The organism is Stenotrophomonas sp. GD03777 (assembly GCF_029842485.1).
GTDB lineage: Bacteria > Pseudomonadota > Gammaproteobacteria > Xanthomonadales > Xanthomonadaceae > Stenotrophomonas > Stenotrophomonas sepilia.
The window spans coordinates 1-14,594 of sequence record NZ_JAOCGL010000017.1; the positions used below are offsets into that span (position 1 = coordinate 1).

A 14,594-nucleotide genomic window follows, 5' to 3' on the forward strand; every position below is an offset into this window, starting at 1 on the left:
ACGGGAAACCCGCTGTTGCTTCGGCTGTTGCTTCTGAGGTTGCCGGCCAGCGGCCGGCACTACGGCGGGTGCAGGGCGCAGCCCTGCCGATACCCCTCCCCCCGGCCGGGCTGGCAGAATAGACGTCTCTGCCGTTATCCGAAGCCGACGATGCGCCTCTCCCAGTTCCACCTGCACACCACCAAGGAAACCCCCAGCGACGCCGAGCTGACCAGCCACCGGCTGATGCTGCGCGCGGGCATGATCCGCAAGCTGGCATCGGGCCTGTACACCTGGTCGCCGCTGGGCCTGCGCGTGCTGCGCAAGGTCGAGCGCATTGTTCGCGAGGAAATGGACCGGGCCGGCGCGGTGGAATTCCAGATCCCGACCATCCAGCCGAAGGAACTGTGGGAGCAGACCGGCCGCTGGCAGAAGTTCGGCCCGCAGCTGCTGAAGATCAAGGACCGCAAGGACCAGGTGTTCTGCTACAGCCCGACCGCCGAAGAAGCCGCCTGCGACTTCGCGCGCAGCGAGCTGTCCAGCTACAAGCAGCTGCCGGTGAACTTCTACCAGATTCAGACCAAGTTCCGCGACGAGATCCGCCCGCGCTTCGGCGTGATGCGCGCGCGCGAATTCCTGATGAAGGACGCCTATTCGTTCCACCTGCACGATGAGTGCCTGGTGCGCGAGTACGAGAACATGAAGTCGGCCTACAGCCGCATCTTCACCCGCCTCGGCCTGGATTTCCGCATGGTGCAGGCAGACTCCGGCGCGATCGGCGGCGATGCCTCGCAGGAATTCCACGTGATCGCCGATTCCGGCGAAGACGCGCTGGTGTTCTCCACCGGTTCGGACTACGCGGCGAACATGGAGGCGGCGATCGCCGCCGATCCGGCACCGCGTGCGGCCGCCACCGAAACAATGCGCAAGGTGGATACCCCCACCCAGAAGACCTGCGAGGACGTCGCGGCCCTGCTCGGCATCGACCTGCAGCGCACGGTGAAGTCGGTGGCACTGATCGCCGGCGAAGGCGAGGCACAGCAGTTCGTGCTGGTGCTGGTGCGTGGCGACCATGAGGTCAATGAAATCAAGCTGGCCAAGGTGGCCGGGCTGGACGAGCAACGCTTCGCCAGCGAGGCGGAAATCGCCGAGCACCTGGGCAGCGTGCCAGGCTTCCTCGGCCCGGTCGCGCCGGCCAAGGCCATCCGCGTGGTCGCCGATCGCGAAGTGGCGGCAATGGCCGACTTCGTCGTCGGCGCCAACGAGGCCGGTTTCCACCTGGCCGGCGTCAACTGGGGCCGCGACCTGCCGGAACCGGAAGTGGCCGACATCCGCAACGTGCGTGCCGGCGATCGTGCCGTGGACGGCGGTGAACTGAAGATCGCCCGTGGCATCGAAGTCGGCCACGTGTTCCAGCTCGGCCGCAAGTACGCCGAAGCGCTGGATGCCACCGTGCTGGATGAAAACGGCAAGGCGGCGGTGATGGCGATGGGCTGCTACGGTATCGGTATCTCGCGCGTGGTGGCTGCCGCGATCGAACAGAACCATGACGATGCCGGCATCATCTGGCCGGACGCGATGGCGCCGTGGCAGGTCGTGGTGTGCGTGATCAACCCGAAGGGCGATGCCGTTGTGGCCGACGCTGCAGCCAATCTGCTGCAGGAGCTGCGCGACGCCGGCCTGGACGCCGCGCTCGACGATCGCGGCCTGCGCCCGGGCGCGATGTTCGCCGACATGGAACTGATCGGCATCCCGCACCGCGTGGTGGTCAGCGAACGTGGCCTGGCCGCCGGCACCTACGAGTACCGCGCGCGCCGCGCCAGCGAGGCGGAGAGCCTGGACAAGGCCACCCTGCTGCAGCGACTGCAGGGCTGACGTGGAAAGACCGGGGCCTGCCCCGGTCTTTTTTTTTGGGGGCGCGCGGCCTTTCCCTATATTGCAGCGGACATAATCCGGTCAAAATCACCGCGATAGCGTCTGCATGCCGCCACGCCATGACCCGCCTGCATTTGTGCTGTGATTAATTCATCTCTATTCTGTCCGCCGACGCCATGGACTGGCTTGTCCCGTCCACACATTAGTTTCCGGAGTAACCGTAAATGAGCATTGACCTGACCGGCCTGTCAGCACGCGAGCTGGGCGCCCTGATCCGTACCGCCAAGAAGCAGCAGACCATCGTCGCCAAGCGCCGGCCGATCACCAAGGTGCGCGCCCAGCTGACCAAGCTGGCCAAGACCGAGGGCTACACCATCGAGGAACTGTTCGGCGACGCCCCGGCACCGCGCGCGCGCAAGGTGGCCAAGGTCGCCAAGGCACCGTCGAAGACCGCCGGCCGCAAGCTGGGCAAGGTTGCCCCGAAGTACCGCAACCCGGCCAACCCCAAGGAAACCTGGACCGGCCGTGGCAAGCAGCCGCGCTGGATGGCTGAACTGACCGCCAAGGGCAACAAGAAGCCGGAAGATTTCCTGATCAAGAAGGCCTGAGGCCGGATCGGGGAGCAATAAAAAACGCCGGCGAAAGCCGGCGTTTCCTGTTTGTAGAGCCGCGCCCACGCTCGGCTATCCATATGCAAAGCCGAGCGTGGGCTCGGCTCTACAGGGTCTTGCGCGCCGGCATCAGCAGGTTGCCGAACAGCAGGCCCGCCACCAGCGCCATCACCACGTTCAGAACGGTGAGGAACACGCTCTGGCCGGCGCCCACGTCCTGCTGCTGGACCAGGGTCAGCACGCCACGCAGGCTGGTGCTGCCGGGCACCATCATGATGATGCCCGGCAGGCGGATGATCGCGCCCGGACGCCCGACCAGGCGACCGAACAGGTTGCCACCGGCGGTCAGCAGCATTGCCGACAGGAAGATGCCGGCCGGCGCGCCCCAAGCGTGGCCGCCGAACTTGGAGATCGCGTAACCGGCCACCGAGGCGGCGATCACCCACGGATAATCGCGGCGATTGGCCTTGAACAGCATCGCGAAGGCAAATGCGGCGGTCAGCAGCGAGCCCCACTCCACCCACGGCCCCTGCGGACGCGCGGCCCGGATCACCGGATCCAGGCCGAGCACATCGGCCAGGGTCACCGCGATCATCGCGCCGACGCTGAGCTTCATGATGGTGGTCAGCGCGCCGGCAAAGCGCGCGGTACCCGATACCCAGTGCTGGCTGGCCAGCTCATTGACCGCATTGGTCAGCGACATGCCGGGCAGCAGCACCACCAGCGAGGCGATGATCACCGTATTGAGGTTGAGCGCACCAATGAACGACGCGACCAGGGTGGCGACCATGCCGGCCAGCAGCGCGGCCAGTGCCTCGGCGGCTTCGCGGGTGGCCGGGCGGCGATCGGTGACCATGCCGAGCAGGCCGATCATCAGGCCGATGACACCGGCGGTGGCGATGTCCAGCCACGGCAGCTTCCACATGCCCGCCACGCCCGCCGCGCCGAGGGTGAACGACAGGATGGTGCGCAGCTTGCCGCGCCGGCCCGGATCCTTGTCCAGCTGGCGCAGCGCAGTGTGGCCCTGGGCGATGCTCATCCGCCCGTTGGACACTTCTTCGGCGATGTGGTCGGCAACGCTGAGCTTGTGCAGGTCGTTCTCACCCGGTGCCAGGCGGATCACGCGGGTGATGTCGCTGGAGCCGATCGCCTGGGCCGGATCGCTGAAGCTGAGGATGATGCCGGTGGGATTCGACCACGGTTCACAATCCAGATCGAGCTGGCGGGCCAGTGCCACCACCGCCGTTTCCAGGCGCTGGGCCGTGGTGCCATAGCTGTGCAGGCGTCCGGCGATCTCGGAAACAAAGGCCACGCGCTGTGCGTAGGTGGCCTGGGGCGTGGGGATCGTGTGAGCATCTGCGGACATGCGCCGTAGTATTACCTACGCTGGGGCCCGCCGGAGAAATTCATCCAAGTTCGACGCGAAGCCCGATACAGAACGGTTATGCTGCGACCCGAATGGCCCACGTCACCCCGAACCTCGCTCCCCAGCTCGAACAGGATGCCCACGACCCGGGCCTGATCCGCCTGTCCGGCACCTGGACCTTGAAGACCGCGCTGGCCGCGGCCGAAGTCCTGCGCGGCGTTCCCGACGCGCTGACCGGCATCGATGCCACCGGCATCGAGCAGCTCGATTCGGCCGGCGTGCTGCAGGTGCTGCGCGTGGCCCATCGCGCCGATCTCCACGAAGACGCGCTGCAGTTCCGCCCGGACCACCAGGCGCTGGTGTGCACCATCGAGGAAGTGGCCGATGACCGGCCCAAGGCCAAGCGCGATTTCGGCGTGCTGGCCGCGCTGGAGCGGCTGGGCGTCAGCGTCCACGCCACCGGCCACAACATCAAGGCCCTGTGCAGTTTCCTCGGCGAGAACCTGGTCAAGGCGGCGCGGCTGGTCAAGGAACCCCGCCGCTTCCGGCTGACCGACACCGTGCATCAGATGGAGCAGGTCGGGCTGGATGCGGTGCCGCTGGTGGCGCTGTTGTCCTACCTGGTGGGTGCGGTGATCGCCTTCCTCGGCTCGACCATCCTGCGCGACTTCGGCGCCGAGATCTACGTGGTCGAGCTGGTCAACATCGCCTTCCTGCGCGAGTTCGCCGTGCTGCTGACCGCGATCGTGCTGGCCGGCCGTACCGCCAGCGCGTTCACCGCGCAGATCGGTGCGATGAAGGCACGCGAGGAGATCGATGCGATGCGTACGCTGGGCCTGGACCCGGTCGACCTGCTGGTGCTGCCACGCTTGCTCGCCCTGCTGGTCACCCTGCCCTTGCTGACCTTCATCGCGATGATCGCCGGCCTGGCCGGCGGCATCACCGTCGGTGCGTTCGACCTCGACATCCCGCCGCAGATGTACATCGCGCGCATGCACGAGACGATGGAAGTGCGGCACCTGCTGGTGGGCCTGTCGAAGGCGCCGGTATTCGCCCTGGTGATCGGCCTGATCGGCTGCCTGGAGGGCCTGAAGGTCGAGGGCACCGCGCAGTCGGTCGGCGAGCGCACCACCTCCAGCGTGGTGCAGACGATCTCGCTGGTGATCATCATCGACGCCTTCGCGGCGTTGTGGTTCATGCACATGGACTGGTGACATGAGCACATCCGCCCTCCCCGAATCCATCGACATGCGCGACGACCAGGGCCACGAACTGGCCATCCGCGTGCGTGGCCTGGTCAACCGGTTCGGCAGCCAGACCGTGCACGAAGACCTGGATCTGGACGTACGCCGCGGCGAAATCCTGGGCGTGGTCGGCGGCTCCGGCACCGGCAAGTCGGTGCTGATGCGCTCGATCCTCGGCCTGCGTGTGCCGGATGCTGGGCAGATCGAAGTCCTCGGCCGCGATGCGCGTGCCGACGACGCCGAGAGCCGCCTGCACATCGAACGCAATACCGGTGTGCTGTTCCAGGACGGTGCCCTGTTCTCGTCGCTGACCGTGGGTGAGAACGTCCAGGTTCCATTGAAGGAACACCACCGCGAACTGCCCGAGCGCTGGCACTACGAACTGGCGCTGCTGAAAGTGAAACTGGCCGGCCTGCCAGCCGACGCGATCAACAAGCTGCCTTCGCAGCTGTCCGGCGGCATGCGCAAGCGCGCCGGCCTGGCCCGGGCGCTGGCGCTGGATCCGCCGTTGCTGTTCCTGGACGAACCCACCGCCGGCCTCGACCCGATCGGCGCGGCGGCGTTCGACCGCCTGATCAAGACGCTGCAGGAAGCGCTGGGGCTGACCGTGTTCCTGATCACCCACGACCTGGACACGCTGTACGCCATCTGCGACCGCGTCGCCGTGCTGGCCGACCGCAGGGTGGTGGCCAATGCGCCGCTGCCGGACATCGAGAAACTGGATCATCCGTGGATCCAGGAATACTTCCACGGACCCCGCGCGCGCGCCGCGCGTGGCGAACAGATCGAGAGTGCCTGAGCCATGGAAACCAAAGCCAACTACGTGCTGATCGGCGCGTTCACCCTGATCACCGGCCTGGCCCTGCTGGCCTTCGGCCTGTGGGCGGCCAAGTACTCCTCCGACCGCACCTGGCAGGAGTACCGCGTGGTGTTCCGCGAAGCGGTGACCGGCCTGTCGGTGGGCAGCCCGGTGCAGTACAACGGCATCGCGGTGGGCTCGATCACCGAACTGAACCTGGTGCCGGACGACCCGCGCCAGGTGGTCGCGCGCATCCGCCTGAACTCCAACACGCCGGTCAAGACCGATACCCGCGCCAAGCTGGCGATCACCAGCCTGACCGGCCCTTCGATCATCCAGCTCAGCGGCGGCACGCCGCAGTCGCCGGCGCTGACCACGGTCAACAAGGACCCGGCACCGATCATCCCGACCACGCCCTCGGCGCTGCAGAACATCACCGACGTGGCCAACCGCATCGTCGAGCGCATGGACCAGATCCTCAGCGACCGCAACGTGGCCTCGATCAACGCGACGCTGGCCAACCTGGAGACGATCAGCGGTGGCCTGGCCGACCGTGACCAGGGCACGCAGGCGCTGTTGCTCAGCGCGCGCGATGCCGCCCGCAGCCTGGACACCACGCTGAAGACCACCAACGGCACCATCGAGCGCCTGGACAGGAACCTGGTGCAGCAGCTGCCCGGCATCATCGACAAGCTCGACACGACCCTGGCCAAGCTCGATTCGGCCGCCGGCAACGCCGATTCGATCCTTGGCGAGAACCGCGCCGCGATCAACAGCTTTGCCAACGATGGCCTTGGCCAGCTGGGCCCGACGCTGACCGAACTGCGCGGCCTGATCCGCGACCTGCGCCGGGTCAGCGACCGCCTCGAGAACAACCCCGCGCGCTACCTGCTGGGCCGCGACGCACCGAAGGAGTTCGAACCCAAATGAGCCCGACCACCCTTCCGCGCCTGCTGCTGGCCGCTTCGATGGTCACCCTGCTGGGCGGCTGCTCCATCCTCGGCAGCAGCGAGAAAACCGCGGTGACGCTGTACTCGCCGTCCGTGCAGGTCAAGGCGGACCCGGCATGGCCGCAGGCCAGCTGGCAGCTGGTGCTGGCCAAGCCCAGCGCCGCGCGCATGGTCGACAGCCCGCGCATCAATGTGCGGCCGACACCCTCCCAGCTTGAGATCTACAAAGGGGCCAGCTGGGCGCAGCCGGCCACCGACATGATCGAGGACACCCTGCTGCGTGGCTTCGAGGATTCCGGCCGCATCCGCGGCGTGGCCCGCAGCACTGCCGGCATCCGCGCCGACTACAAGCTGTCCACCGACGTGCGCCGCTTCGAATCGGATTACCAGGGCCAGGCCACGCCGACCGTGGTGATCGAGGTCAACGCCAAGCTGATCCATGTCGCCGACCAGCGCGTGGTAGCCGACCGCACCTTCCGCCAGGCGCAGCCGGTCGGCAGCACCGACGTACCGGCGGTGACCGCGGCCTTCGAACGTGGCCTGCAGCAGCTGGCGCAGGACATGGTGGGCTGGACGTTGACCAGCGGCCAGGCCGACCAGCCGAACGTTGCACGCTGATCTCCGCATTCGCCGGGCACGTGGTTGCGGGGTCAGATCCCTTTCCTGCCGGAAAGGGATCTGACCCCTTCTTCGTCAACGTGGGGTAATCCAGCGGAACGTCAGGTTGATGCGCTCGCCCTGCACCCGCGTCATCTTCGGCAACGCGTGCTGGTAGAAGCGCTGGGTCTGCCCGGCCATCAGCAGCAGGTCACCATGGCCAAGCACGAACTCGGCCTTGCGCGCCGGATCGTCGCGTCGGCGCAGCAGGAAACGGCGCGCCGCACCCAGGCTCAGCGACGCGATCACCGGGGCCGGCCCCAGCTCCGGCTCGTCATCGCTGTGCCAGCCCATGTAGTCGCCGCCGCCGCGATAGCGGTTCAGCAGCACGCTGTTGAAGCGGCCGTAGCCTTCGGCCCGCAGGCGCTCGCGCACGGCCTGCAACACAGGCGGCCACGGATGCGGCACGAACTCGGCACCGGAGTAGCGGTAGCGCGCCTGCGGGTCGCCGATCCAGCAGCTCAGCCGCGGCGAATCCACCCAGTTGCCGAACATGCGGATGCGGTGGACCTCCCACCGCACGTCGGCCTGCAGCGCCCCCATGAGCCGGTCGGCGTCGGCAGCAGCCAGCCATCCCGGCAGGTGCAGGACGTCGGCGTCGGGCAGGTCATGGGGAAACAGCATGGTCACACGCTAGCACGGCGGCGTTTGCCGTCATCGTCGCCAGCACTGAGAATGGCTCCATGACCGTTGCCCAGATGCCGATACCGTCCGATTGCCACCTGTTGCGGGTACTCGCCCGATGAGCGTGCGTCAATCACTGTTCCCGTTGCTGCGCGCCGTGTTCCGCGCCTTGCCGCTGTCGCAGGCACAGCGCGACCGCCTGCGTACCCGCTGGCTGGCCCGGCACGGCGACTGGGTGCCCCCGCCACCGAAGGGACAGCAGGGCACGGGCGGGCTGCGGGCCAGCGCACAACTGCGCTGGCGCGCCGACGAGGCCGCGATCGGCTACCGCCGGCACCAGAAGGCCGCGCTGCCGGAGCCGATGCCCGCCACGCTGGTCGCGTTCTACCTCCCGCAGTTCCACACCTTCCCAGAGAATGACGCTTGGTGGGGCAAGGGCTTCACCGAATGGCGCAACGTCACCCGAGCGCTGCCACAGTTCGAAGGCCACATCCAACCGCGGCTTCCGGCCGATCTGGGTTTCTATGACCTGCGCAACCCGCAGGTGATGCGTGACCAGGCGCAGCTTGCCGCCGAGCATGGCATCGGCGCGTTCTGCTTCTATTACTACTGGTTCAGCGGCCGCACGCTGATGGAAGACCCGCTGCGCCAATGGCTGGCCGACGACAGCATCGAACTGCAGTTCTGCCTGTGCTGGGCCAATGAAAACTGGGCGCGACGCTGGGACGGCCGCGACGACGATATCCTGATCGGCCAGCAGCACAGCGCTGAGGACGATCTGGCCTTCATCGCACATGTCGCGCCCTACCTGCGCGACCGCCGTGCATTGAAGGTCGAGGGGCGGCCGATGCTGCTGGTCTATCGCCCGAACCTGCTGCCCGACGCCAGTGCGACTACCGAGCGCTGGCGCCGCTGGTGCCGCGACAACGGTGTAGGCGAGATCCACCTGGCCTACGTCCAGGGCTTCGAGCGCCCCGACCCGCGCGACATCGGCTTCGATGCGGCGGTCGAGTTCCCGCCCAACATGAGTAATCCGCGCTCACTTTCGGCGCAGCAGTGGCTGCTCAATCCCGACTTCAATGGCGACGTGCGCGACTGGCGCGAACTGGCCAGCGGAATCGCCGCCCGTCCGCTGCCCGATTACCCGCTCTATCCCGGGGTCAACCCCGGTTGGGACAACGAGGCCCGACGTTCCGGTCGCGGCCGCGTGTACCTGCACGCTTCACCACGTGGTTACCGTGACTGGTTGCGCACCACGATCCATGAACGCCTCTCCGCAGCACCGCAGGCGCAGCGACTGGTGTTCATAAACGCCTGGAACGAGTGGGCTGAAGGTGCCGTGCTGGAACCGGATGCCCGCCTCGGCCATGCCTGGCTGCAGGCCACCCGTGAGGCGCTGTTGCCGGCGCCGGCACCGCGTCCGGCACCGGCAGTACATCTCCATGCCTGGTACCTGGAAACGCTGCCGGAGGTGCTGTCCGCGCTGCGCGAGGCAGCACTGGACTGGACAATCGTAGTGACCACGCCGGCAACGCAGATCGATCAGGTTCGGCAGGCCCTGGTGGCACACGGACTTGAGGGTGAGGTGGTGGCCGTGGACAATCACGGTCGCGACATCCTGCCGTTCCTGGAGGTCGCCGAACGGCTCCTCCAGGCAGGGCACGAAGTGGTGCTGAAACTGCACACGAAACGCTCAACCCATCGCGCAGATGGCGACCAATGGCGGCAGGAACTACTGCAACGGCTGGTACAGGGCGGACGCGCCGCACGCATCCTTGCCGCCTTCCAGGCCGACCCCGGACTGGGCATGGTGGTGGCCGAAGGGCATCTGCTTCCCGTTGCCGAATTCGTCGGTGGCAATGGCCCCCTACTGGCACGGCTGCAGGCGCGGCTTGGACTGCCTCCCCCCGTGGACACCGGTCGATTCGGCGCCGGCAGTATGGGCTGGTGGCGGCTTCAGGCCCTGCGCCCATTATTGGACGCGCACCTGTATCGCAGCGCATTCGACATCGAGCAGGGCCAGATCGATGGTACGCTGGCCCATGCCGTTGAACGTGTATTGGGTGCGTGCTGTGAACACGCTGGACTGCGCATCACGACAGCCGCAGCCTGCCTCGGCGAGGCCGATGCCAGCAGCGACGAGTACGCCTACGCCCGACGCAGCTGACATGGAGGGGGCACAACGCGCCCCCTCGCCCGTATCGATCAGTCGCGCTGGAACGCAACGCCGGTCTTTTCCTTCAGCTCTTGATCGCTGACACCCGGCGCGGCCTCCACCAGCAGCAGGCCCTTATCAGTCACGTCGAACACGGCCAGATCGGTGATGATGCGGTCGACCACGCCCACGCCGGTCAACGGCAACGTGCATTCGGCCAGGATCTTGTGCTCGCCGTTCTTGGCGGTGTGCTCCATCAGCACCACCACGCGCTGCACGCCGGCCACCAGATCCATCGCGCCGCCCATGCCCTTGACCATCTTGCCGGGCACCATCCAGTTGGCCAGGTCGCCCTTGTCGGTCACCTGCATGGCACCGAGGATGGCCAGATTGACGTGTCCACCACGGATCATCGCGAAGCTGTCGTGGCTGCCAAAGTAGCTGGCGCCCGCACGTGCGGTGACGGTCTGCTTGCCGGCATTGATCAGGTCGGCGTCGACTTCAGCGTCGGTCGGGAACGGGCCGATGCCGAGCAGGCCGTTCTCCGACTGCAGCCACACGTCCACGCCTTCGGGAATGTGGTTGGCGACCAGGGTCGGCAGGCCGATGCCCAGGTTCACGTAGGCACCATCGGTCAGTTCCTGGGCGGCACGGGCCGCCATTTCATCGCGGGTCCACGCCATGTCAGTTGCCCTCCGCGCGGATGGTGCGCTGTTCGATTCGCTTCTCGGGATGCGGGTTGTGCACGATGCGGTGCACGTAGATGCCCGGCAGGTGCACCTGGTCCGGGTCGATGGCGCCGACCGGCACTACCTCTTCAACCTCCACGATGCAGACCTTGCCGGCCATCGCGCAGGCAGGGTTGAAGTTGCGCGCGGTCTTGCGGAACACCAGGTTGCCAGCCTCGTCGGCCTTCCAGGCCTTGACCAGTGCCACGTCGGCGCGCAACGCGGTCTCCATCACGTAGTGCTTGCCATCGAACGCGCGGGTTTCCTTGCCCTCGGCCACCACCGTGCCATAGCCGGTGGCAGTGAAGAACGCAGGGATGCCCGCGCCGCCGGCACGCAGGCGCTCGGCCAGGGTGCCCTGCGGGTTGAATTCCAGCTCCAGCTCGCCGGCCAGGAACTGCCGCTCGAATTCCTTGTTCTCGCCCACGTAGGACGAAATCATCTTCTTGATCTGCCGCGTTTCCAGCAGCTGGCCCAGGCCGAAGCCATCGACGCCGGCATTGTTGGAGATCACGGTCAGGCCCTTGACGCCGCTGTCGCGCAGCGCAGCGATCAGCGCCTCGGGAATGCCACACAGGCCAAAGCCGCCCACGGCCAGGGTCTGCCCATCGGCGACCACCCCCTGCAGGGCCTCCGCCGCACTGGCGAAGCGCTTGCCGCGCTTTCCGCCGGAAGTCGATTGCTGCATTGCTGTAGTACCTGCGAATGGATAAGCGCATTCTAGCCGCAGGCCTGCACCCGACGGGTTTGCGGCGCAGCAAACCGCGCGGATGCAGCGGCCCGGGGCCGGGATGCCGCTTTCTGGCCCATGCCCCAACGCGGATACAATGGACGATCCCGCCGCGTCAGCCCGCGAACGATGCCCCCAGCGCCTCCTGCCCCCTCTCCTGCAGCCCACGACCGCGCCCTGTGCGTGGACCTGGATGGCACGCTGCTGGACACGGACCTCCTGTATGAATCGCTGCTGGTGCTGTTGGCGCGCAATCCGCTGTACCTGTTCCTGCTGCCGTTCTGGCTGCTGCAGGGCAAGGCCGCACTGAAGCGGCAGATCGCTGCACGCGTCACCATCGATCCACGCCGCCTGCCTTACAACCCGAAAGTTCTGGAACTGCTGCGCGACACGGCGCAGCGCCCGCGGGTGCTGTGTACCGCCTCGGACCAGCTGCTGGTCGCGCCGATCGCCGCACACCTGGGCCTGTTCGAGCAGGTGATCGCCAGCGATGGCCAGCGCAACCTGTCCGGCACGCACAAGGCACAGGCCCTGGTGGATGCCTTCGGCGAGCGTGGTTTCGACTACGCCGGCAATGGCACGGTCGATCTGGTGGTCTGGGCCCGCGCTGCAGGTGCCTGGGTGGTCAACAACGGCAGCGCACTGGCGGGCGCCGCAGCGCAACGCACGCAGGTACTGGGGCACTGGCCTGCACCGTCCAGGCCGCAGGCGTGGTTGAAGGCACTGCGTCCGCACCAGTGGCTGAAGAACCTGCTGGTGTTCGTTCCGCTGTTGACCGCCCACCGCTTCCTGGAAGCACCGGCAGTGGCCGATGCGCTGCTGGCCTTTGCGGCCTTCAGCCTGTGCGCCTCCGGCGTCTATGTACTCAACGACCTGCTCGACCTTGATGCAGATCGCCGCCATCCGCGCAAGCGCCATCGCCCTTTTGCTGCCGGCCGCTTGCCGCTGCTGCACGGCCTGATTGCGGGCCCGCTGCTGACGCTGTGCGGGCTGGCCGTTGCACTGGCCTGCGGCCCGGCATTCGCCGCAGTGCTGGCGGGCTACTACGTGCTGACCGTCGCCTATTCGTTGCGGCTGAAGCGCATCGTCATGCTCGACGTGGTGCTGCTGGCCAGCCTCTACACCCTGCGCATCATCGGCGGAACCGTGGCCATCGGTGCGGAACTGTCGTTCTGGCTGCTGGCCTTCAGCATGTTCATTTTCCTCTCGCTGGCTCTGCTCAAGCGCTATACCGAACTGCACGCGGTGCTGGCACGTGGCAAGACCCGCGCCAACGGCCGTGGCTACGGCGTGGAAGACCTGCCGCTGCTGCAGTCGCTGGGCGCTGCCGCCGGCTATTGCGCCGTGCTGGTGATGGCGCTGTACATCAACAGCCCCGATAGCGTGGAGCTGTACCGCAACCCGAAGCTGCTGTGGTTCATCTGCCCGGTCCTGCTGTACTGGGTCAGCCGCGCCTGGGTGATAGCCCATCGCGGCAACATGCACGATGACCCGATCGTGTTTGCCGCCACGGATCGGCCCAGCCAGGTGGTGGCCGTGCTGTGCGCCGGGTTTGCCCTGGTGGCGATCTGATGCGGGCCGACGCGCATTCCTGGGGGCGGTATCCGCGCGCGCCACAGTCGCTGATCAGGGTGCACGATCGGCTCGCCACGCTGCCAACCTTCGAGGGCACTGCGTTGCCGCATGGTAACGGACGCAGCTATGGCGACAGCTGCCAGAATCCGGGGGCCACCCTGCTGGAATGTCGCGGTCTGGACCGCTTCATCGCCTTTGACCCGGCCAGCGGACGGCTGCAGTGCGAAGCTGGCGTCACCTTGGGTGAGATCATCGCGCTCGTTCTGCCGCAAGGCTGGTTCCTTCCGGTTACCCCAGGCACGCGTCACGTCACCGTGGGCGGTGCGATCGGCAATGATGTGCATGGCAAGAATCATCATCTGGCCGGCAGCTTCGGTCACCACGTGCTGTCCTTCGAGCTGCTGCGCAGCGACGGCGAACGCCACGTGTGCCGTCCTGGCAATGGCGACGGCTGGTTCGAAGCCACCCTCGGTGGGCTTGGCCTGACCGGAGTGATCACCCACGCCGAGCTGCTGCTGCGCCGCGTGCCGGGCAGCTGTCTGGAGGTGGAGACCATCCGTTTCTCCAGCCTGGCAGATTTTTTTGCGCTGTCACAGGACAGCAGCGAAAGCCACGAGTACAGCGTGGCCTGGATCGACTGCCTGGCACGTGGCCGCGCCCTCGGCCGCGGGCATTTCACCCGTGCCAACCATGCCGCGCAGCCGGCCGACGAACGTCCAGCCACGCCCCGGCGGCAGTGGTCGATGCCGCTGATACCACCGATATCACTGGTCAACCGGCTCACTCTGCGCCCGTTCAATACGCTCTATTACTGGCGCCAGCCGGCGCAACGCCGGCGCCACGTCTCACACCTGTTGCCCTTTTTCTATCCGCTTGATGGCATCAGCCAGTGGAACCGGATGTATGGTCCGGCTGGCTTCGTGCAGTACCAGTGCGTGCTGCCACCGCACGCGGCCGCGGATGGAGTTCCCGCCCTGCTGCAGGAAATCGCCCGCAGTGGCCAGGGTTCGTTCCTGGCGGTGCTCAAGCAGTTCGGTACGCGGCCGTCCCTTGGCATGTTGTCCTTTCCGCGCCCGGGTACCACCCTGGCCCTGGACTTCCCCAATACCGGCGAGGCACTGTGGGCCCTGCTGCGGCGCCTGGACCAGATCGTCGATGCCGCCGACGGTGCCCAGTACCCGGCCAAGGATGCGCGGATGACCGCCGCCTCATTCCAGCAGGCGTACCCGCGCTGGCAGGACTTCAGCCGATTCATCGATCCACGTTTCTCGTCCGGCTTCTGGCGCCGGGTGACGGAGTAA

The 14,594-nt window shown here is 67.0% G+C and carries 13 protein-coding genes; 9 read left to right on the forward strand and 4 right to left on the reverse strand.

All coding sequences use genetic code 11. From position 1 onward, the window contains the following. Window positions 1-150: 150 nt before the first annotated feature. Together N5E02_RS06215 and N5E02_RS06220 are read left to right on the forward strand one after the other, a co-directional pair. The gene (locus N5E02_RS06215) at window positions 151-1,854 is read left to right on the forward strand and encodes a proline--tRNA ligase (protein WP_065186252.1); all 1,704 of its coding nucleotides are present in this window, start codon (window positions 151-153) and stop codon (window positions 1,852-1,854) included. 224 nt (window positions 1,855-2,078) lie between these two features. Next, on the forward strand, window positions 2,079-2,462 hold the full coding sequence (locus N5E02_RS06220; protein ID WP_005415203.1) for an H-NS histone family protein: 384 nt from the start codon (window positions 2,079-2,081) through the stop codon (window positions 2,460-2,462). 109 nt (window positions 2,463-2,571) lie between these two features. Here N5E02_RS06220 and N5E02_RS06225 read toward each other — a convergent pair whose 3' ends face one another. Further along, entirely contained in the window at window positions 2,572-3,831 is a 1,260-nt protein-coding gene (locus N5E02_RS06225) for a threonine/serine exporter family protein (protein ID WP_046428410.1), read from the reverse strand. 92 nt (window positions 3,832-3,923) lie between these two features. Between N5E02_RS06225 and N5E02_RS06230 the strand changes: the two genes are divergently transcribed. From N5E02_RS06230 to N5E02_RS06245, 4 genes are read left to right on the forward strand one after another with little or no spacing between them, the layout of a single operon-like run. Beyond that, the gene (locus tag N5E02_RS06230; protein ID WP_279946074.1) at window positions 3,924-5,045 is read left to right on the forward strand and encodes an ABC transporter permease; all 1,122 of its coding nucleotides are present in this window, start codon (window positions 3,924-3,926) and stop codon (window positions 5,043-5,045) included. Between the two features lies 1 nt (window position 5,046). After that, complete coding sequence (locus N5E02_RS06235; RefSeq protein ID WP_061480218.1) at window positions 5,047-5,874, forward strand: ABC transporter ATP-binding protein; 828 nt, start codon at window positions 5,047-5,049, stop codon at window positions 5,872-5,874. Between the two features lie 3 nt (window positions 5,875-5,877). Further along, window positions 5,878-6,804: an MlaD family protein gene (locus N5E02_RS06240; protein WP_005415199.1), complete on the forward strand. Its 927-nt coding sequence runs from the start codon at window positions 5,878-5,880 to the stop codon at window positions 6,802-6,804. After that, window positions 6,801-7,442: an ABC-type transport auxiliary lipoprotein family protein gene (locus tag N5E02_RS06245; protein ID WP_065179136.1), complete on the forward strand. Its 642-nt coding sequence runs from the start codon at window positions 6,801-6,803 to the stop codon at window positions 7,440-7,442. Before N5E02_RS06240 ends, N5E02_RS06245 begins: the two co-directional genes overlap by 4 nt. A gap of 75 nt (window positions 7,443-7,517) precedes the next feature. Here the strand turns inward: N5E02_RS06245 and N5E02_RS06250 are convergent, their stop codons facing one another. Next, window positions 7,518-8,105 (reverse strand): alpha-ketoglutarate-dependent dioxygenase AlkB, encoded by a 588-nt coding sequence (locus N5E02_RS06250; RefSeq protein ID WP_279946075.1) that lies wholly within the window; start codon window positions 8,103-8,105, stop codon window positions 7,518-7,520. 118 nt (window positions 8,106-8,223) lie between these two features. Between N5E02_RS06250 and N5E02_RS06255 the strand changes: the two genes are divergently transcribed. Further along, the gene (locus N5E02_RS06255; protein WP_065179134.1) at window positions 8,224-10,272 is read left to right on the forward strand and encodes a glycoside hydrolase family 99-like domain-containing protein; all 2,049 of its coding nucleotides are present in this window, start codon (window positions 8,224-8,226) and stop codon (window positions 10,270-10,272) included. Between the two features lie 38 nt (window positions 10,273-10,310). Here N5E02_RS06255 and N5E02_RS06260 read toward each other — a convergent pair whose 3' ends face one another. Together N5E02_RS06260 and N5E02_RS06265 are read right to left on the reverse strand one after the other, a co-directional pair. Continuing rightward, the gene (locus N5E02_RS06260; RefSeq protein ID WP_065179133.1) at window positions 10,311-10,943 is read right to left on the reverse strand and encodes a CoA transferase subunit B; all 633 of its coding nucleotides are present in this window, start codon (window positions 10,941-10,943) and stop codon (window positions 10,311-10,313) included. Window position 10,944: 1 nt separating this feature from the next. Next, the gene (locus tag N5E02_RS06265) at window positions 10,945-11,676 is read right to left on the reverse strand and encodes a CoA transferase subunit A (RefSeq protein ID WP_065179132.1); all 732 of its coding nucleotides are present in this window, start codon (window positions 11,674-11,676) and stop codon (window positions 10,945-10,947) included. Between the two features lie 171 nt (window positions 11,677-11,847). On the opposite strand from N5E02_RS06265, the gene N5E02_RS06270 reads away from it, so the two are divergent. Beyond that, the gene (locus tag N5E02_RS06270) at window positions 11,848-13,290 is read left to right on the forward strand and encodes a UbiA family prenyltransferase (protein ID WP_081280926.1); all 1,443 of its coding nucleotides are present in this window, start codon (window positions 11,848-11,850) and stop codon (window positions 13,288-13,290) included. Continuing rightward, a complete protein-coding gene (locus N5E02_RS06275; protein WP_065179130.1) occupies window positions 13,290-14,594 on the forward strand; it encodes an FAD-binding oxidoreductase in 1,305 nt (434 codons plus the stop codon). Before N5E02_RS06270 ends, N5E02_RS06275 begins: the two co-directional genes overlap by 1 nt.

What these genes read in the sequence shown, in the direction of transcription:
- N5E02_RS06215 (WP_065186252.1), top strand. Translation starts at nt 151, where the DNA reads ATGCGCCTCTCCCAGTTCCACCTGCACACCACCAAGGAAACCCCCAGC.
- N5E02_RS06220 (WP_005415203.1), top strand. Translation starts at nt 2,079, where the DNA reads ATGAGCATTGACCTGACCGGCCTGTCAGCACGCGAGCTGGGCGCCCTG.
- N5E02_RS06225 (WP_046428410.1), bottom strand. Translation starts at nt 3,831, where the DNA reads ATGTCCGCAGATGCTCACACGATCCCCACGCCCCAGGCCACCTACGCA.
- N5E02_RS06230 (WP_279946074.1), top strand. Translation starts at nt 3,924, where the DNA reads ATGGCCCACGTCACCCCGAACCTCGCTCCCCAGCTCGAACAGGATGCC.
- N5E02_RS06235 (WP_061480218.1), top strand. Translation starts at nt 5,047, where the DNA reads ATGAGCACATCCGCCCTCCCCGAATCCATCGACATGCGCGACGACCAG.
- N5E02_RS06240 (WP_005415199.1), top strand. Translation starts at nt 5,878, where the DNA reads ATGGAAACCAAAGCCAACTACGTGCTGATCGGCGCGTTCACCCTGATC.
- N5E02_RS06245 (WP_065179136.1), top strand. Translation starts at nt 6,801, where the DNA reads ATGAGCCCGACCACCCTTCCGCGCCTGCTGCTGGCCGCTTCGATGGTC.
- N5E02_RS06250 (WP_279946075.1), bottom strand. Translation starts at nt 8,105, where the DNA reads ATGCTGTTTCCCCATGACCTGCCCGACGCCGACGTCCTGCACCTGCCG.
- N5E02_RS06255 (WP_065179134.1), top strand. Translation starts at nt 8,224, where the DNA reads ATGAGCGTGCGTCAATCACTGTTCCCGTTGCTGCGCGCCGTGTTCCGC.
- N5E02_RS06260 (WP_065179133.1), bottom strand. Translation starts at nt 10,943, where the DNA reads ATGGCGTGGACCCGCGATGAAATGGCGGCCCGTGCCGCCCAGGAACTG.
- N5E02_RS06265 (WP_065179132.1), bottom strand. Translation starts at nt 11,676, where the DNA reads ATGCAGCAATCGACTTCCGGCGGAAAGCGCGGCAAGCGCTTCGCCAGT.
- N5E02_RS06270 (WP_081280926.1), top strand. Translation starts at nt 11,848, where the DNA reads ATGCCCCCAGCGCCTCCTGCCCCCTCTCCTGCAGCCCACGACCGCGCC.
- N5E02_RS06275 (WP_065179130.1), top strand. Translation starts at nt 13,290, where the DNA reads ATGCGGGCCGACGCGCATTCCTGGGGGCGGTATCCGCGCGCGCCACAG.